At 64.1% G+C, this 18,446-nt stretch carries 17 protein-coding genes; 6 read left to right on the plus strand and 11 right to left on the minus strand.

What is annotated here, in order from left to right:
• Window positions 1-81: 81 nt before the first annotated feature.
• From XH91_RS20760 to XH91_RS20790, 7 genes are all read right to left on the minus strand, one after another.
• Window positions 82-999: an SDR family NAD(P)-dependent oxidoreductase gene (locus tag XH91_RS20760; RefSeq protein WP_128952293.1), complete on the minus strand. Its 918-nt coding sequence runs from the start codon at window positions 997-999 to the stop codon at window positions 82-84.
• 231 nt (window positions 1,000-1,230) lie between these two features.
• Window positions 1,231-1,710: a MaoC family dehydratase gene (locus XH91_RS20765; RefSeq protein WP_128952294.1), complete on the minus strand. Its 480-nt coding sequence runs from the start codon at window positions 1,708-1,710 to the stop codon at window positions 1,231-1,233.
• On the minus strand, window positions 1,711-3,429 hold the full coding sequence (locus XH91_RS20770; protein WP_128952295.1) for an AMP-binding protein: 1,719 nt from the start codon (window positions 3,427-3,429) through the stop codon (window positions 1,711-1,713).
• Window positions 3,429-4,319: a 3-hydroxyisobutyrate dehydrogenase gene (gene mmsB, locus XH91_RS20775; RefSeq protein ID WP_128952296.1), complete on the minus strand. Its 891-nt coding sequence runs from the start codon at window positions 4,317-4,319 to the stop codon at window positions 3,429-3,431. Before mmsB ends, XH91_RS20770 begins: the two co-directional genes overlap by 1 nt.
• 27 nt (window positions 4,320-4,346) lie before the next feature.
• Window positions 4,347-5,414, minus strand: a complete 1,068-nt coding sequence (locus XH91_RS20780) for an enoyl-CoA hydratase/isomerase family protein (RefSeq protein WP_128952297.1) — start codon at window positions 5,412-5,414, stop codon at window positions 4,347-4,349.
• On the minus strand, window positions 5,411-6,556 hold the full coding sequence (locus tag XH91_RS20785; protein WP_128952298.1) for an isobutyryl-CoA dehydrogenase: 1,146 nt from the start codon (window positions 6,554-6,556) through the stop codon (window positions 5,411-5,413). Before XH91_RS20785 ends, XH91_RS20780 begins: the two co-directional genes overlap by 4 nt.
• A gap of 153 nt (window positions 6,557-6,709) precedes the next feature.
• Window positions 6,710-8,206, minus strand: a complete 1,497-nt coding sequence (locus tag XH91_RS20790) for a CoA-acylating methylmalonate-semialdehyde dehydrogenase (RefSeq protein WP_128952299.1) — start codon at window positions 8,204-8,206, stop codon at window positions 6,710-6,712.
• Window positions 8,207-8,306: 100 nt separating this feature from the next.
• On the opposite strand from XH91_RS20790, the gene XH91_RS20795 reads away from it, so the two are divergent.
• The gene (locus tag XH91_RS20795) at window positions 8,307-9,221 is read left to right on the plus strand and encodes a LysR family transcriptional regulator (RefSeq protein WP_128952300.1); all 915 of its coding nucleotides are present in this window, start codon (window positions 8,307-8,309) and stop codon (window positions 9,219-9,221) included.
• Between the two features lie 115 nt (window positions 9,222-9,336).
• Here XH91_RS20795 and XH91_RS20800 read toward each other — a convergent pair whose 3' ends face one another.
• Window positions 9,337-9,957 (minus strand): TetR/AcrR family transcriptional regulator, encoded by a 621-nt coding sequence (locus tag XH91_RS20800; protein WP_128952301.1) that lies wholly within the window; start codon window positions 9,955-9,957, stop codon window positions 9,337-9,339.
• Window positions 9,958-10,016: 59 nt separating this feature from the next.
• On the minus strand, window positions 10,017-10,556 hold the full coding sequence (locus tag XH91_RS20805) for a PaaI family thioesterase (RefSeq protein ID WP_128952302.1): 540 nt from the start codon (window positions 10,554-10,556) through the stop codon (window positions 10,017-10,019).
• Between the two features lie 151 nt (window positions 10,557-10,707).
• Here XH91_RS20805 and XH91_RS20810 point away from each other — a divergent pair, with 151 nt between their 5' ends.
• Window positions 10,708-11,478, plus strand: a complete 771-nt coding sequence (locus tag XH91_RS20810) for an enoyl-CoA hydratase (RefSeq protein WP_128952303.1) — start codon at window positions 10,708-10,710, stop codon at window positions 11,476-11,478.
• 52 nt (window positions 11,479-11,530) lie between these two features.
• On the opposite strand, the gene XH91_RS20815 is transcribed toward XH91_RS20810, so the two are convergent.
• Entirely contained in the window at window positions 11,531-12,685 is a 1,155-nt protein-coding gene (locus XH91_RS20815; protein ID WP_128950217.1) for an IS4 family transposase, read from the minus strand.
• A gap of 338 nt (window positions 12,686-13,023) precedes the next feature.
• Here XH91_RS20815 and XH91_RS20820 point away from each other — a divergent pair, with 338 nt between their 5' ends.
• From XH91_RS20820 to XH91_RS20835, 4 genes are all read left to right on the plus strand, one after another.
• A complete protein-coding gene (locus XH91_RS20820) occupies window positions 13,024-14,220 on the plus strand; it encodes an acetyl-CoA C-acyltransferase (RefSeq protein ID WP_128952304.1) in 1,197 nt (398 codons plus the stop codon).
• Window positions 14,221-14,331: 111 nt separating this feature from the next.
• On the plus strand, window positions 14,332-15,627 hold the full coding sequence (locus tag XH91_RS20825; protein WP_128954930.1) for an MFS transporter: 1,296 nt from the start codon (window positions 14,332-14,334) through the stop codon (window positions 15,625-15,627).
• Between the two features lie 262 nt (window positions 15,628-15,889).
• A complete protein-coding gene (locus tag XH91_RS20830) occupies window positions 15,890-16,339 on the plus strand; it encodes a c-type cytochrome (RefSeq protein WP_128952305.1) in 450 nt (149 codons plus the stop codon).
• Between the two features lie 187 nt (window positions 16,340-16,526).
• The gene (locus XH91_RS20835; RefSeq protein ID WP_128952306.1) at window positions 16,527-18,002 is read left to right on the plus strand and encodes an FAD-binding oxidoreductase; all 1,476 of its coding nucleotides are present in this window, start codon (window positions 16,527-16,529) and stop codon (window positions 18,000-18,002) included.
• 27 nt (window positions 18,003-18,029) lie between these two features.
• Here XH91_RS20835 and XH91_RS20840 read toward each other — a convergent pair whose 3' ends face one another.
• Window positions 18,030-18,404: a hypothetical protein gene (locus XH91_RS20840; RefSeq protein WP_347338598.1), complete on the minus strand. Its 375-nt coding sequence runs from the start codon at window positions 18,402-18,404 to the stop codon at window positions 18,030-18,032.
• Window positions 18,405-18,446: the final 42 nt, after the last annotated feature.

An 18,446-nucleotide genomic window follows, 5' to 3' on the forward strand; every position in this document is an offset into this window, starting at 1 on the left:
CCGGAATCCATTGGGCCGCATGTTCTGTCGCACGATGGATTCCGGGCTCGATGCTTCGCATCGCCCCGGAATGACAGGGAGCTACAGCTTGATCCCCGCCCGTGCTGCGGCCTGCGCGACGTACTTTTGCGTCTGCTCGAACGCACCGGCGAGTGCCTTGGCCTTGGACATGTCGCTGATCTCAGCGAAATGCGCAGCGATCGCGTCCGGGGTCCAGTCCGACTCCGGCAGGTTGATGCCTTCGCTCTCGACGATCTTGATCACGGCGAACGAGCCTGCACCGGCGCCCATGATGGTGCGGGTCGGCGCGTCCTCGCTCAGCATGTACTCGACCGCGGGCGTGATCGCATTCGGTTTCATCAGTTGCAGCGCCTGCGGCGGCAACAGCTCTTCGGTCATGCGGGTCGCGGCCGTCGGCGAGATGATGTTGACGCGGATGTTGTTCTTGCGGCCCTCTTCCGCAAGCACGTTCATCAAACCGACCATGCCTGACTTGGCCGCGCCGTAATTGGCCTGGCCGAAATTGCCGTAGAGGCCGGAGGACGAGGTCGTCAGCACGATGCGCCCGTAATTGCGGTCGCGCATGCCGGCCCACACCGCCTTGCAGCAATAGAAGGTGCCGACGAGATGCACGTCGAGCACCTTCTGGAAATCGGCGGCTTCCATCTTGCCGAACGACTTGTCGCGCAAAATGCCGGCATTGGCGCACATGATGTCGACGCTGCCCCACTCCTTGGTGGCGCGCTCGACCACGGCGGTGACCTGCTCGAAATTGGAGACGTCGGCGCCGTCAGCCATCGCGGTGCCGCCGGCTTTGCGGATCTCCTCGACCACGGCTTCGGCCGGCGAGAGCGAGGCGCCCGTGCCGTCACGCGCGCCGCCGAAATCGTTGACCACGACTTTCGCGCCGCGGCTCGCAAGACCCAACGCGTGCGCCTTGCCGAGACCATTGCCCGCGCCGGTGACGATGGCGACGCGTCCGTCGAACCTGATTGCCATGAGTGTGCTTCCTGCTTCTTCGTCCTTCTCCCCTTTCGGGAGAAGGTGGCGCACAAGCGCCGGATGAGGGATATCTCTCGGCAGCCGAGTTCGTGGAGAGATACCCCTCACCCGGCTTCGCGTTCCGCGAAGCCACCCTCTCCCACAAGGGGAGAGGGTGACACCGCGCGATTTGGTCAGCTTTTGAGCAGCGATGCATGGCTGGGTCAAGCCCGGCCAACACGGCTCGACTTACGCGAAATAGATCAACCCAAGCCAGTCGGCGACCAGTGCGGGCTTGTCCTCGCCCTCGATCTCTACCGTCACATTGGTACGGGACTGCAACTCGTTCGGCTTGCGCAGCTTGGCTTCCGCCAGCACGAAACGGCCGCGAACGCGCTTGCCCGAGCGGACCGGCGAGATGAAGCGCAGCTTGTCGAAGCCGTAATTGACGCCCATCGTGGTGCCCGCGATCGCCGGCATCACCTCATAGGACATCACCGACAACATCGACATCGTCAAAAAGCCGTGCGCGATGGTGGTGCCGAACGCGGTCTCCTGCTTCGCCCTCTCGGAGTCGACATGGATGAACTGGTGGTCCTCGGTCACATCGGCATAGGTGTCGATGCGGGGCTGGTCGATCAGGTGCCAGGACGATACGCCGATCTCCTTGCCGACCATGGCCTGATAGGCCTCCAGCGTGATCGGCGGTTTCTTCCAGATTTCGTTCACTCAGGTCTCACTTCTTGTCTTCGGCAGCTCCGGAAAATCCTCCTCACGGAATTCCCGGCCGCGCAGCGGATCGTCGCGATCATTGTCGCGTTCGAGCCGTCGTAGCTGCACCCGGCGGATTTTGCCAGAGATCGTCTTCGGCAGCTCGGTGACGATTTCGAGCCGCCGGATGCGCTTGAACGGCGCAAGCCGCGTGTGCAGGTGCTTGAAGATCGACAGCGCCGTCTCCGGCGTCCGCTCGGCGCCCGAGGTCAGCAGCACGAAGGCCTTGGGGATCGCGAGCCTGATAGGATCCGGGCTCGGCACCACCGCGGCTTCGGCCACGAGCTCATGCTCGAGCAGCACGCTTTCGAGTTCGAACGGGCTGATCCGATAGTCGGAGGATTTGAAGACATCGTCGGAGCGGCCGACGAAGGTGAGATAGCCGTCCTCGTCGGCGAAGACGACGTCGCCGCTGCGATAGAGCTCGCCTTCGGCGCCCGACAGCTTGCCGTCGTCGCCCTGATAGCCCTGCATCAGGCCGGCGGGCCTGTTGGCACCGAGCAGCAACGCCACCTCGCCCTCCTTGGCCGGATGGCCGTCCGCGTCGCTGACCTGCACGCGGTAACCCGGCAACGGCCGGCCCATCGAGCCGACCTTGATCTTCTGCCCGGGCGAGTTGCCGGCAAGTGCCGTGGTTTCGGTCTGGCCATAGCCATCGCGAATCGTGAGCCCCCAGGCGGCCTGCACCTGGTCGATCACTTCGGGATTGAGCGGCTCGCCAGCGCCGCAGACCTCGCGCAAGGCCACCTTGAACGAAGCCAAATTCTCCTGGATGAACAGCCGCCACACCGTCGGCGGCGCGCACAGCGTGGTGACGCCGCAACGGCCGATGGTGGCGAGCAGGCCTTTGGCGTCGAAGCGCGACTGATTGACCACAAACACCGTCGCGCCCGCATTCCAGGGCGCGAAGAAGCAGCTCCAGGCGTGCTTGGCCCAGCCGGGCGAGGAGATGTTGAGATGGACGTCGCCGGGCTTCAGCCCGATCCAGTACATGGTGGAGAGATGGCCGACGGGATAGCTGCGCTGACTGTGGCGAACGAGCTTTGGCTTTGCCGTCGTGCCCGAGGTGAAATAGAGCAGCATCGGGTCGTCGGCATTGGTCGGGCCGTCGGCTGCAAAACTCTCCGAAGCTTTTGCCGCCTCGTCATAGGCAAGCCAACCATCGGACGCCTCGCCCACGACGATACGCACCACACCGTCAACGCCGAGGCTGGCGAACTTGGCGACCTGGTCCTGCGCGGCCACGACCGCCTTTGCCTTGCCGCGATCGAGCCGGTCGCGCAGCTCATCGGCAGTGAGCAGCGTGGTCGCGGGAATCACGACGACGCCGAGCTTGATCGCCGCCAGCATGATCTCCCACAGCGGAACCACATTGCCGAGCAGCAGCAGGAGATGATCGCCGCGCCTCAAGCCCTGCGCGCGGAGGAAATTGGCAACCTGGTTGGAGCGCTTCGAGAGCGCGGCGAAAGACAGCTTCGTCTGCTTGTCCTGGGCGGCATCGACAATCCAGAGCGCGGGCCGATCCTTGCTCTCCGCATTCGCCGCCAGCTCGGCGTCGAACCAGTCGAGCGCCCAGTTGAAGGGTTCGGGATCGGGCCAGCGGAAATCCCTGACCGCGGTCTCGTAATCCGTGCGGTGTGCGAGAAGAAACGCGCGCGCGTCCTGAAATGTCGTCATCAAGTTTTCCCGGCTAGTCCCCTAACGTGCTTGATAATTCCGGAAAAATCCACCCCGCCCTGGCCGGCTGCGTCGAAAGACTGATAGATCTCCTGCGCATGCTTGCCGAGCGGCGTCGCCGCGCCTGCGGCTTTCGCGGCATCCTGTGCCAGGGTCAGGTCCTTCACCATCAGCGCCGAGGCGAAGCCCGGCTTGTAGTCGTTGTTGGCCGGCGAGGTCGGCACCGGGCCCGGAACCGGGCAATAGGTCGTCAGCGACCAGCACTGGCCCGACGAGGTCGAGGCGACATCAAACAGCGCCTGATGCGAGAGGCCGAGCTTTTCAGCCAGCGCAAAGGCTTCGCTCACCGCGATCATGGAGATGCCGAGGATCATGTTGTTGCAGATTTTGGCCGCCTGGCCCGCTCCGGCCCCGCCGCAATGCACGATCTTCTTGCCCATCTTCTCCAGCACGGGCTTTGCCGCCGCGAATGCGGCTTCCTCGCCGCCGCACATGAAGGTCAGGCTCGCGCCCTTGGCGCCGCCGGTGCCCCCGGAGACCGGCGCGTCGACCGAGAGCACGCCGTTCTTGGCGGCCAGCGCATGCGCGGCCCTCGCGCTCTCGACGTCGATGGTGGAGCTATCGATGATCAGGGTGCCCTTGGTCATAGCAGGCACGACCTCGTTCCAGACGCCCAGCACGTGCTTGCCTGCGGGGAGCATGGTGACGACGATTTCGGCGCCCTTCACCGCTCCGGTCGCGCTGTCGGCAATGTTGGCGCCATCGGCCTTGGCCTGATTGCGGGAAGCCTCGACGAGGTCGAAGGCCACCACCTTGTGGCCGGCCTTGACCAGATTGGCAGCCATCGGGCCGCCCATATTGCCGAGACCGATGAATGCGATCGTGGCCATTGTCGTTTCCTCCGCTTCAATCGTTGACTAGTTGAACTTTAGCTCGTTGGCGCCGATTTCGGCGAGATACGGCGCCAGCATCGCCGGCGTCACGTCCTCGATCCGCGGCGGCGACCAGGTCGGATTGCGGTCTTTGTCGATCACGGCCGCACGCACGCCCTCGCGGAAATCGTCGCTGCGGAAGACTTCAAGCGCGGCGCGATATTCGCGCACAAGGCATTCTTCCAGGCTCGAGGCGGTGCGCGCCAGCCGCAGCAACTTCAGCGTCACCACCATGCCACGCGGGGATTTTTCGTTGAGCGTCTTCAGCGTCGCCAGCGCGAACTCCGAGCCGTCACGCTTGAGCGCAGCGAAGATGTCTTCCATTCGGTCGAAGCCGAACAATGCGTCGATAACAGGTTCCCTCGCAGCGACCGGACCCGCGGTCTCGCCCGTCGCAAAACCGTTGATCAGCTTGCTGGCCTCGGCCGCGGTGACGCCGCCGCGAACCTTGGTCAGCGCCTCGCGCAATTCCGGCCATTTGGCAGCCGGCACCACGGCGTCGGCGAACTTTGCGTGAATCGCGTCGGGCCCGTTCATGGTCTGGCCAGTCAGGCCGAAATAAGTGCCGATCTCGCCGGGCGCGCGCGACAACAGCCAGGTGCCACCGACGTCAGGGAAGAAGCCGAGCCCGACTTCGGGCATCGCCAGCTTGGTGCGATCGGTGACGATACGATGACTGGCATGGCCCGACAGCCCGACGCCGCCGCCCATCACGAGACCATCCATGAATGCGACATACGGCTTCGGATACTTCGCGATCCGCGCATTCATGACGTATTCCTGCCGCCAGAACCGCGCGCCGAGATCGCCGCCTTCGCGCGAGTTCTCCCAGAGACCGCGAATGTCGCCGCCGGCGCAGAGCCCGCGGTCGCCCGCACCTTCCAGGATGACGACTGCAACGTCAGAGTCGGTCTCGAACTTGTCGAGCGCGGCGTCGATGCCCTCAGACATCTCCAGCGTCATCGCGTTGATTGCCTTGGGGCGGTTGAGGCGAATCACGCCGGCCGCGCCCTCGCGGCGAACGATGAGGTCCCCCTCTTCCACTGCATTCATCGCGCGCCCTCGATCAACTTGCGCGCCACGATGAGCCGCATGATTTCGTTGGTGCCCTCGAGAATCTGGTGCACGCGCAGATCGCGCACGATCTTCTCGATGCCGTATTCGCTGAGGTAACCGTAGCCACCGTGCAGCTGAAGCGCATGGTTGGCGACCTCGAAGCCGACATCGGTACCGAACCGCTTTGCCATCGCACAGAGCATGGTGGCGTCGGGGTCCTTGCGATCCAATGCAGCCGCGGCACGCCACAGGAAGGTGCGCGCGGCCTCAAGCTCGATCGCCATATCGGCGAGCTTGAACTGCAACGCCTGGAACTCGTCCAGACGCTTTCCAAAGGCCTTGCGCTCCTTCATGTAGGCGCGCGCCTTGTCGAGTGCGGTCTGTGCGCCGCCGAGCGAGCACGCGGTAATGTTGAGGCGGCCGCCGTCGAGGCCGGCCATCGCTATCTTGAAGCCGACGCCTTCCTCGCTCAGCCGGTTCGCAACCGGAACGCGGGCGTTTTCGAACATCACGGCGCGGGTCGGCTGTGCGTTCCAGCCCATCTTGCGCTCATTGGCGCCGAAGGAAACGCCTGGCGTCTTGCCGTCGATGACGAGCGTCGAGATGCCGCCGGGACCATCGCCGCCGGTGCGTACCATCGCGACCAGGAGATCAGTGCCCCCGGCGCCGGAAATGAACTGTTTCTGGCCGTTGAGAACATAGTGATCGCCCTCGCGCACGGCGCGGGTGCGCAGCGCAGCCGCATCCGAGCCGGCGCCCGGCTCGGTCAGGCAGTAGCTTGCGATCAGCTCCATCGCGCAGAGTTTTGGCAACCATTGATGGCGCTGGGTGTCGCTGCCGAAGGCATCGATCATCCAGCTCGCCATGTTGTGGATGGAGATGAAGGCCGAGGTGGTCGGACAGCCCGTCGCCAGCGCCTCGAAGATCAGCGCCGCGTCGAACCGCGACATCGCGGAGCCGCCGACATCGTCGCGAATGTAGATGCCGCCCATACCGAGAGCGGCCGCCTCGCGCATCACGTCGACGGGAAAATGCTTCTCCTCGTCCCAGCGTAGCGCGTGCGGCGCGATCTTTTCTGCCGCAAACGCCAACGCCATGTCGCGAACCGCGACCTGATCCTCGTTCAGAGCGAACTGCATGCTGGGCTCCTCACCTTCCTCGTCATTGCGAGGAGCTCGTGACAAAATTGCGGAGCAATTTTGCACTGCAAGCGACGAAGCAATCCAGACTGTCTATGCGGAAAGATTCTGGATTGCTTCGCTACGCCCGCAATGACGGGCTGGACAACAGCCCTACTTCATCAGCGGGATCGAGAACTCCGCACCTTCCTTGACGCCGGACGGCCAGCGCGAGGTCACCGTCTTGGTCTTGGTGTAGAAGCGGACCGAATCCGGGCCGTGCTGGTTGAGATCGCCAAAACCCGACTTCTTCCAGCCACCGAAGGTGTAGTAGGCGATCGGCACCGGGATCGGCACGTTGATGCCGACCATGCCGACATTTACCTTGGCCGCGAAGTCGCGCGCGGCGTCGCCGTCGCGGGTGAAGATGGCAACGCCGTTGCCGTAATCATGCTCGGACGGCAGCGCCAGGGCTTCCTTGTAGTCGTGCGCGCGCACGACCGAGAGCACGGGCCCAAAGATCTCTTCCTTGTAGATCCGCATGTCCTTGGTGACGTTGTCGAACAGCGAACCGCCGAGATAGAAGCCGTTCTCGTACCCCTGCATCTTGAAGCCACGGCCGTCGACGGCGAGCGTCGCACCTTCCTTGATGCCGATGTCGATGTAGCTCTTGACCTTCTCGACCGCCTCGCGCGTCACCAGCGGACCGTAATCGGCCGACGGATCGATCGAGGTGCCGATCTTCAAGGACTCGACGCGCGGGATCAGCTTGTCCATCAGGCGGTCGGCGGTGGACTTGCCGACGGGCACCGCAACGGAGACGGCCATGCAGCGCTCGCCGGCCGAGCCGTAGCCGGCGCCGATCAGCGCGTCGACGGCCTGGTCCATATCGGCATCAGGCATGATGATGGCGTGATTCTTGGCGCCACCGAAGCACTGGCAACGCTTGCCGGTCTGGGCGGCGCGCTCGTAGATGTACTGCGCGATCGGCGTGGAGCCGACGAAGCCGATGGCCTTGATGTCTGGGTCGTCGAGGATGGCGTCGACCGCTTCCTTGTCGCCGTTGACGACGTTGAGGATGCCGGCCGGCAGGCCCGCTTCCATCATCAATTGGGCGAGCAGCATCGGCACGCCGGGATCGCGCTCGGACGGCTTGAGGATGAAGGCGTTGCCGCAGGCGATCGCGGGGGCAAACTTCCACATCGGAATCATCGCCGGAAAATTGAACGGCGTGATGCCGGCGACGACGCCGAGCGGCTGGCGCATGGAATAGATGTCGATGCCGGGGCCGGCCCCTTCGGTGTACTCGCCCTTCATCAGATGCGGAATGCCGCAGGCGAACTCGGCGACTTCGAGGCCGCGCTGGATGTCGCCCTTGGCGTCGGGCACGGTCTTGCCGTGCTCGCGCGCGAGCAGCTCGGCGAGCTTGTCGTAGTCGCGCTGCACCAGCTCGAGAAATTTCATCATGACGCGGGCGCGGCGTTGCGGGTTGGTCGCGGCCCATTCGGGCTGTGCGGCGCGGGCGTTCTCGACGGCGGCGCGAACCTCGGCCTTGGACGCCAGCGCGACCTTGGCCTGGACGTCACCGGTCATCGGCTCGAAAACGTCGGCGGTGCGGCCCGAGGTGCCCTTGATTTCCTTGCCGCCGATGAAATGTCCGATTGAACGCATGGATGATCTCCTTGAGGCCAGCCTGTTGGCTTTGACAAATCCTATCGACCTGCATTTATTGGGATTCAAGTCTGAGATAATGCACCATAGATGTGCGAAAATGCTGGATCAAGGCGCTATCGACTGGGACGACTTTCGCTTCGTGCTGGCCATCGTGCGGGGCGGCTCGGTGTCGGCTGCGGCCAAACAGCTCGGGGTCGACCATGCCACCGTGATCCGGCGTGTGGACCGGCTGGAGAGGCACCTCTCGGCCAAGCTGTTTGACCGGCGCAAGACCGGCTACCTCCTCACCGAATCCGGTCAGCGGGTGGCCGACAGCGCCGAGGCGATGGAATCCACCATCGTCGCCAATCAGGAGCAGGTCGGCGGCTCCGTGGCGCGGCTGACGGGCACGGTACGGATTGGCGCGCCTGATGGCTTCGGCACCGCCTTCCTGGCGCCGAGGCTCGCCCCCTTCGTCGACCGCTATCCCGATCTCGATCTGCAACTTGTGGCCACCGCGCGGCTGTTCAGTCTCTCCAAACGCGAGGCCGACATCGCCATCAGCCTGACCATGCCGAAGGAAGGCCGCATCGTCGGCCGCAAGCTGCTCGACTACCGCCTCGGGCTTTATGCCGCCCCCGCCTATCTCGACCGCTTCCCAAGGATCGCCTCGCGGCAGGATCTGCCGCAGCACCGTTTCGTCGGCTACATCGAGGAACTGCTGTTCACGCCCGAGCTCGACTACCTGCCGCAGGTGTCGCCGCGCATCTCGGCCCGCTTCCGCAGCGCCAATCTGATCGCGCAGCTCAACGCCACGCTCTCAGGCTTCGGCATCGCCGTGCTGCCGCACTTCATGGCGAGCGATTATCCGCAGCTCATGGCGGTGCTGCCTGAGGAGGTTTCGATCACCAGGACGTTCTGGATGCTGATGCACGCCGACAGCAAGGATCTCGCGCGGATCCGTGCGGTCGCGGACTACATCGGCGAGATCGTGGAGCGCGAGCGGGCGCTGTTTGCGGGGCGGATTTCGTAGGGGGGCAGCGAAGCGTAACCCACCGACTTCGTTCGGCGCTTGCTGAAGCATGGTGGGTTAGCCGCGCAGATGCGCTTTGCGCATCTGCGCGGCTAACCACCCTACAGCACCTCGCCTAATTCTGCTTCGCCTTCTTCGCGGCCGCGACCTTCGGCTCGCGCTTCGTGCCCTCAAGCGCGCTGTCCCTGCCTACCTTCAGCACCTCATCCGACAACTCACTGGAGCCGGCGATGCGCGCCAGCAGCATGGTGCCGGCCATCGTGGCCAGCGTGGCGATCGCCTGCTTGCGCGCGGCCTTGCGTGGGACGTTCGGGATGAAATCGGTCATCATCTCGACCATCTCGTCGAGCTTGCCGGCAAAAGCCTTTCGCGTCTTCGGGCTTTCGCGGGCGATCTCGGCGCCGAGCGCCGGGATCGAGCAGCCATGGCCGGGATTGTCACGGTGCAGCGCCGAAAGATAGTTGTCGACGATCTGGGCAAGCTGCTTCTCGGGCGCAACCTGATCGGACTGCTTGCGCCAGTGCTCCATCGAGCGGTCCATGGCGTAGGCAAAGGCCTCGATCACGAGCGCCTCGCGCGAATCGAAATGCGCGTAGAAACCGCCATGCGTGAGGCCCGCCTCCTTCATGAGGTCGGCAACGCCGATGCCGTGGGCGCCCTTTTCGCGCAGCCGCACCGACGCCTTCCTTACGATGCGGTCGTGGGTTTCCTGCTTGTGTTCCCGAGAATAGCGCATGCAGCTCTCATTGGATGTCGGAGGTCATCTCATAGCACGGATCCCGGCCGAGCGGCGCATTAATTCCCGGTAGGGATGTTGCCAATCATGGAAAAGGTTGCAGTTGCATGGACCGCGAGTGCCCCTTTACCGTCGTGCACAAACCCTTCGGTATAGCTGGTCCGGCGCCCGAGCTTGATGATCTTGCCTTCGGCCGAGATCAGCCCTGACAGGACCGAGAGCGGCCGCAGGAAGGTCATCTTCAGGTCAAGCGTCACCGACGACTGCCCGGCCTCCAGCTGCGTCGAAATCGCGCAACCCATCGCCGTGTCGAGCAGCGCGGCCGCGGTCGCCCCATGCAGAAGGCCGATGGTATTTTCGAGATCCTCGCGCGGCTCCAGTTCCATCACGATCCGCCCTGGTTCGACCACGGCCATGACGAAACCGATCAACTTGGCGAAGGGCGGCGGCGGCAGCCGGCCATCGCGGATGCCGAGCATCGCGTCCATGCCTGACAGGCCCATGGCCACTCTCGCGACCGGCGCCGGAACCTGCCAGTCGACCACGCGCTCGCGACGCTGCTCTGACGAAAATAGATCGGGTCGAGCGGATTCGGCCATGGGTCGCCTCTTATATGATACCCATCATACTACGCCGTGGACTTCGGGCTGGCAACTCCGTCCCCTTCTGCTTGACAAGCGAGCCGTTTCGGCCCGGAAGTAATCTCGACGGTCGCGCCTCGCGCCGGTCCACAAAGCTTCGAGACATCAGATGGAAATGCTCAACAACCACTGCGGCGTAACGCGCGATGCGCGCGGCGTCGCCCATGTCGCAATCTGCAACGCCGGCTCGCTGAACATTCTGGGCTCGCCCGTGACCGACGCGGTCCGCGAAGGGCTGCAAACGCTCGCCACTGATCGCGGCATCCGCGTCGTGGTGCTACGCGGCCAAAGCGAGAAGAGCATGATCGGCGGCGCCGACATCAAGGAAATGGCGAAGCTCGACCAGAAGTCCGCGGAAGCCTTCATCAGCCGCTTACGCGATCTCTGCGAGGCGGTGCGGCAATTCCCTGCCCCCATGATCGCGCGCATGCCCGGATGGTGCCTCGGCGGCGGGCTCGAGGTCGCAGCCGCCTGCGATTTCCGGATAGCCGCGCATGATGCGCATTTCGGCATGCCGGAGGTCCGGGTCGGCATTCCCTCGGTGATCCACGCGGCACTGTTGCCGCGCCTGATCGGCTGGGCCCGCGCGCGCTGGCTGGTGATGACGGCGGAGAACATCGATGCGCCGACGGCGCTGTCCTGGGGCCTTGTCGACAAGGTTGCACCGGCCGGCGGCCTGGATGCCGAGGTCGAGCACCTGGTGACGGCGCTGCTCGCATGCGGCCCCGAGGCGTTGCGCTCGCAGAAGGCGCTGCTGCGGCAGTGGGAGGAATTGCCGCTGACGGAGTCGGTGAACCTCAGCGTCAAGGTGTTCGGCGAATCGTTCCTGACGGACGAGCCGACGCGGCTGATGAGCGCGTTCGTGAACAGAAAGCGATAGCGCCTGCTCCAAAGACGGTGTCATGCCCCGGCTCGACCCACGGGTGTCCGGTTCATTGGAAGTATAGTCCAAGGTTCAACTGGTTTTGGTTGATAGGGACGGACTGCAGAGGTTCGAGCAAGTTGTTGATCGGACGTCTGTGCATGAGATTGGTGCGGACGAGCCGGGCAAATTCGAGGGGACTGTGTACCGCTTTTTGAGCGAGCTGGGCCATGCGCAGGAGGAGAAACGCGATCAGGGCGATGGCGATCTGAATGCGGACTGCGTTCTCGGAGACGCCGATAAAATGCCTGATTCGAAGCGTCTGCTTGACCCAGCGGAAGAACAATTCGATCTGCCAGCGCTGTTTGTAGAGCTCGGCGATCTCTTCTGCCGACGCGTCGAGATCATTGGTCACGATACGCAACTGCTTGCCGCTCTCAATGACGACGCAGATCTCCCTGACCGGAACTTGCAGCGGATTCTTGCGGCTGTTGGCGAGGCGGGCCGGCAAGTGACCGATCCGGTCGCTCACAATATTGCTGTTCTTGGAGACGTGGTTCTCCCTTATCACGTCGAGCGGAGTGTTCTTCTTCAACCGCGTCACGAAGCGGCAGCCGGCCTCATCGAGCTTCGCCCACCAGCCATAATCGTAGTAACCGAGGTCGTAGACGTAGGTTGCGCCCAGCTCAATCGGCATGGCCTTCGCAGCCGTGATGTCGTTGACGTTGGCTGGCGTCACCGCAAAGTAAACCGGCCGATCGGCATTCGGATCGTAGACGATATGCGCCTTGGCCCCGAACACATCGGCCGAAAATGTCGCCCAGCTCTCGCTCAGGCTGGAGAGCCTAATACTGGTAGAATCAATCAGGCGGACCGCATCCGCGGTTGCCCGCCGCAGCCCGCGATGCGCCTGCGGCAGCATCTGTGCGAACAGCTCGCTGAACACCTGCCAAGGTCGCTGCGAGTTGGCGTCCGACATCGTCGAGCGCTTCACCGGCGCCGCCCCCACGTGATAAAGCCGCGTCTCGTGGCTTGCCATCCCAGTCACGATCTCCCGCAGGCTCGTCGAGCCGCTCAATTGCCCATACAGCAGTGCAATAAAGTGGCGCTTCGTCGTCAACTTGCGCACCAATCGATCGGCCCCGTACTTCTCCACGACCTGTTCGAACTTAGACCAAGGGATTTGCTTCGTTAGACTGTGAAATACGCTATTCTGATGCCGCATGGCGTGGACTTCCTTCCGTGTCTCGAACGTGTGCGAAGCGCTCGAAACACAGAAGAATCCCCGTCATGCACCCTGTCCACAACAATCGAACCGGACACCCGTGGGCTCGACCGGGGCATCCAGTACGCCGCGACTGCTCGGTTCTAGCAGCGCGGCCTCTGGAATACTGGATCACCCGCTTTCGCGGGTGATGACAGTGTGCCGTGGCACCACCTCCTCGAATCGAACGACAAGAGCTCATCCGACCCACGACATTTTCTCATGCCGGGCGCGGTTGCATTTTTTGCGCCGCATCATATGATGACCATAATATTACACATCACACAGGGAGTTCCGTCATGGCCGAAGCCGCCGATCCCGTCGTCATCGTCTCCGCCGCCCGCACCCCGCTCGGCCGCTTCATGGGTGAATTGTCGCCCTTCGCCGCGCACAAGCTCGGCTCGCATGTGATCGGCGCCGCGCTGGAGCGCGCCAGGCTCGCTCCCGAGAAAGTAGACGAGGTCTTCATGGGATGCGTGCTGCCGGCCGGCCAGGGCCAGGCGCCGGCGCGGCAGGCCGCGCGTGGCGCCGGTCTGCCTGATGCGACCGGTGCCACCACCGTCAACAAGGTCTGCGGCTCCGGCATGAAGGCGACCATGCTGGCACACGACATCATTCGCGCCGGCTCGGCCGAGATCGTCGTCTCGGGCGGCATGGAGAGCATGAGCAATGCGCCGTATCTGCTCGCGAAGGCGCGCGCTGGCTATCGCGCCGGTCATGATCGCATCATCGACCACATGATGATGGACGGCCTCGAGGACGCCTATGAGACCGGCCGCTCGATGGGCGATTTCGGCGAGGCCACCGCCGAGGCTTATCAATTCACCCGCAAGGACCAGGACGCCTATGCGATGGAGACGCTGAGCCGCGCCCGCAAGGCGGTCGAGGGCGGCGCATTCAAGGCCGAGATCGCGCCTGTTACGCTGACCGAGAAAGCGGGCCCGCGCGTCATCGCCAATGACGAGCATCCGCTGAAGGTCGATCCCGCCAAGATTCCCGGCCTGAAGCCGGCCTTCCGCACCAATGGCACGATCACGCCGGCCGCCTCCTCCGCCAATGCCGACGGCGCCGCGGCACTGGTGCTGACCAAGCGCTCGCTCTCCGATCGCGATGGCCTGCCCGCGATCGCCGAGATCAAGGGCCATGCCACGCACAGCCAGGAGCCGCAATGGTTCACCACGGCGCCGATTCCGGCCATCCGCAAGCTGCTCGACAAGATCGGCTGGAGCGCAGGCGACGTCGATCTCTTCGAGATCAACGAAGCGTTCGCCGTGGTCGCGATGGCGGCACAGCGCGATCTCGGCATCCCGCGCGACAAGCTCAACGTCAATGGCGGCGCTTGCGCGCTCGGTCATCCCATCGGCGCCACCGGCGCACGGCTGATCGTGACGCTGCTGCATGCGCTCGAGGCCAACAACCTCAAGCGCGGCATTGCGGCGCTCTGCATCGGCGGCGGCGAGGCCACGGCGATCGCGGTCGAGCGCCTCGCCCGCTGACTCGCGACGTCCGAAATTGAGGGAAGTCTGGCATTTCAGACTTCCCGTTTTCGTGTCAGGCTGCAACAATGACGCGGGTCCTCCGAACCCGCCAACCTGGGTTAAATGGCAATGATTTCGAACTGGCTCTCGGCCGCGCTTGGCCGTCGCAACATCCATTACGGCTGGGTGATGGTCGGCGTGACCTTCTTCGCCGCGCTGATCAGCGCCGGCACGGTCGGCGCGCCCGGCGTGTTCATCGTGCCGCTTCAGAAAGAGTTCGGCTGGAGCACGGCAGAGATCTCCTCGGCGCTCTCGATCCGCTTCATCCTGTTCGGCCTGATGGCGCCGTTTGCGGCGGCGTTGCTGAACCGCTACGGCCTGCGCAATGTCACGCTGACCGCTCAGCTGATCGTGGTTTCGGCGCTCGTGCTCTCGCTCGGCATGACGCAGGTCTGGCAGCTCGTGGTGCTGTGGGGCGTGGTGATCGGCATCGGCACCGGCATGACCGCGCTGGTGCTGGGCGCGACCATCGCGACGCGCTGGTTCGCGGCGCGTCGCGGCCTCGTCATCGGCATCATGACCGCGAGTGTCGCCACCGGCCAACTCGTGTTCCTGCCGCTGCTGGCAAGCCTGACCGAGCGTTTCGGCTGGCGGCTGGCGCTCGGCTTCGTCTGCATCATGCTTGGCGTTTCCGCGATCGCGGTCATGCTCATCATGCGCGACCGCCCGAGCGACATGGGCCTGCGTCCCTTCGGCGACGAGGGCACCGAGCCCCTGCCCGCGCCGCCCGTGAACCACGGTTCGATCACGTCGGTGGCGCTCGGCACGCTGCGCGATGCCTCGAAGTCGAGCGCGTTCTGGATCCTATTTGCGACCTTCTTCGTCTGCGGCGCCTCGACCAACGGTCTCGTGCAGGTGCACCTGATCCCGATGTGCCTGGATTTCGGCATTCCGCAGGTGCAGGCGGCGAGTCTCTTGGCGGCGATGGGCATCTTCGACTTCTTCGGCACCATCATGTCCGGCTGGCTGTCGGACCGCTATGACAATCGCTTCCTGCTGTTCTGGTATTACGGCCTGCGCGGGCTCTCGCTGATCTTCCTGCCCTTCAGCGATTTCTCGTTCTATGGCCTGTCGATCTTCGCGATGTTCTACGGCCTCGACTGGATCGCGACCGTGCCGCCGACGGTGCGCCTCACCGCGCAGAAGTTCGGCCCCGAACGCGCCAATCTGGTGTTCGGCTGGATCTTCGCCGGCCATCAGCTCGGCGCCGGCACAGCCGCCTTCGGCGCCGGCCTGTCGCGGACGCTGCTCCAGAGCTACCTCCCAGCCTTCTTCGTCGCCGGTGCGCTCTGCGTGTTCGCTTCGCTGATCGTACTGGCGCTGTCGCGGCAACCGAAGCCGCAGGCAAAACCTGCAATGGCTTAAGCGACGCGCGTGACTGGGCCGGTATCAGCCGGCCCAGTCCCTACTCCGCGGCGGGCCCCGGCGCAGCCCTCGCACGAGGACGCCGGGCGAACGCTGAAACGACGCGACTGGATCATCTCCGGCGCTCACAGCTGGGCATGAATCCACAGGAGTCCGGAACGTTCGCGGGCTCATGCCGCAAGTGGGTCTTGATGTGCATCAAACGATCGGGGAACATAGCAGGTAGGAATTGAGGCCTTGCTAGCCGGCGTCGGAGCGCGACATGGAAAAACATAGCCTTAAGTGTTTGATTATTGCCGGTCTTACCGCTGGCTTCGCGGCCGCGGCCCAGGCTGACGACATTGACATCGGTAAGTCAGAGTTTCAGTCGTCCTGCGCGAGCTGTCATGGTGCGGATGCGAAGGGCAACGGGCCGGTCAGCGACCAGCTGAAGGTATCGCCCGCCGATTTGACGATGCTGTCCAAGAACAACAACGGCGTGTTTCCCGCGGACGCCATTTATAAAACCATCGATGGAACGAAAGCAGTTCCCGCTCACGGCTCTCGTGAAATGCCGATTTGGGGCGAGCGATTCAATCCCATCGTCAACCTGCCTCACTATGTTGATCCGTCCTATTGGGAAAAGGCCGGGCCGGATCAAAAGCCTGAGGTCGTCGTGCGAAAGCGCATCCTCTCTGTCGTCGATTATCTCAGCCGAATTCAGCAAAAATAGCAGCCGACAAGCATCGAGATGACCTGCCGTTCGCGCCGGGGCGCCCTCCAGAGCGGCCGCCGGTCATTGCCGGCCACGGCCTGATCAGGGACAGATTGCCGTTAGACTTCGCGGCCCAAACGTGGACAATACGACCTCAAGCGCTTCGCGCGCGCAGTGCACACCAAGATGCGCCAGAGGAAACAAGATGCCGACCGCCTTCCCGTCGCCTGTCCCCGTCATTCCGACCGTTCCCTTGACCGCCCAGCTTCGCGATGCCTTGCGCGCAATCGTGGGCGAGAAGGGGTTGATCGAGGATGAGCACGGCATGCAGCCGTTCATCACCGATTGGCGCGGGCTGCTGTTTGGCCACGCCGGCGCCGTCGTTCGACCTGACAGTACCGAGGAAGTCTCAAAAGTGGTCCGGCTCTGCCATGAGCATGGCATCGCGATCGTGCCGCAAGGCGGCAACACCGGGTTGATGGGCGGGGCGACGCCCTGGCCTGCGCACACCGGCATCGTGCTGTCGCTCGGACGGATGAACCGCGTGCTGGACGTCGATCCCGTCGGCTATGCCATGACGGTCGAAGCCGGCTGCGTCCTGGAAACACTGCAGGAGACAGCGGCCAGTCACGACAGGTTCCTGCCGCTCTCACTCGGCGCCCAGGGCTCCTGCATGATCGGCGGCAACCTCTCGACCAACGCCGGCGGGGTGCAGGTGCTGCGCTATGGCAATGCCCGCAATCTCGTGCTCGGGCTCGAGGTCGTGCTGCCCAATGGCGATGTCTGGAACGGGTTGCGGGCGCTGAAGAAGGACAACACCGGCTATGATCTCAAGCACCTCTTCATGGGCGCCGAGGGCACGCTCGGCATCATCACCAAGGCCGTGCTCAAGCTGTGGCCGGCGCCGAAGGACGTCTGCACCGCGTGGCTCGCGGTCCGCGATCCGCGCGCGGCGCTGGAGATCCTCTCCGAAGCGCATGCGGCCTCTGAGGACAACGTGGGATCCTGCGAGCTCCTGAGTCGCGCGGCTGTCGACCTCGTGATGCGCCACATTCCCGGCGTCCAGGACCCCCTCAAGGCGGATACGCCGTGGTACCTGCTGCTGGAATGGTCGTCCTCGCGCCCACGGCAGCACGGCGCCGACGGCATGTCGGAGAAGCTCGAGCAGTTTCTCGCCGATCAGCTCGAGGCCGGTCGCGTGATCGATGCGGTGATCGCGCAGACCGTCAGTCAGTCGCGCAACATGTGGCGCATCCGCGAAGCCATGGCCGAGGCCTCCCGCGCCGAGGGACCGGGGATCAGCTACGACGTGTCGGTGGCGATCTCGAGAATTCCTGAGTTCATCGACAAGGGGCTCAAGGCCACGCTCGACATTCTCCCGAGCATTCGCCCCTATCCGCTCGGGCATATCGGTGACGGCAATCTGCATTTCTCGTTCATGGGCCCTGAGGGCATGGATCAGACCACGCTGAACCAATACACCGCCGCCATCACGCGGGCCGTGAACGATCTCATCACCTCCATGGGCGGCTCGATCTCGGCCGAGCACGGCATCGGCATCGAAAAGCTCGACGAACTCAGCCACTACCGTTCCAAGACCGAGCTCGACATCATGCGCACCATCAAGCGCGCGCTCGATCCGCAGAACATCATGAATCCCGGCAAGGTACTGCGGGTGTGATGGCGCCGCAACACCCTCGCCGTCGTATCAGGCGTGTGGGTTGACGATGGTATAGCCACGCAGCGAACGCGCATGCATGCGCGTGGCGTGACCGCCCGAATTGGCGTCATACGCCATCCACATGTCGCCGCCGAGCGGCTGCTCCAGAACAAAGACATGTCCGTGCCGCGCGGCAACCATTCCCGGCGCCGGCGCCGCGCGCGGGAAGCGCAGCCAGTTGGACGCAAGATTCAATTCCGGCACGACATGACCGAACACGCGGATCGCCGCGCCGCAGCCGCAGAAGGATGAGGGGCAACCGGCCGGGCGGCCGCCGATGACGCGATCACCGGTGACGCTGACGGTCGTCGCCGAATAGCCCGCGTTCGCGACCGTCATCTGTGTTGCGCGATAGGCCTGCAAGGACAGCCTCGGAGCTCGCTCACGGCGCGGCTGCGCATACGA

The sequence above is a fragment of the Bradyrhizobium guangzhouense genome (assembly GCF_004114955.1).
Lineage (GTDB): Bacteria > Pseudomonadota > Alphaproteobacteria > Rhizobiales > Xanthobacteraceae > Bradyrhizobium > Bradyrhizobium guangzhouense.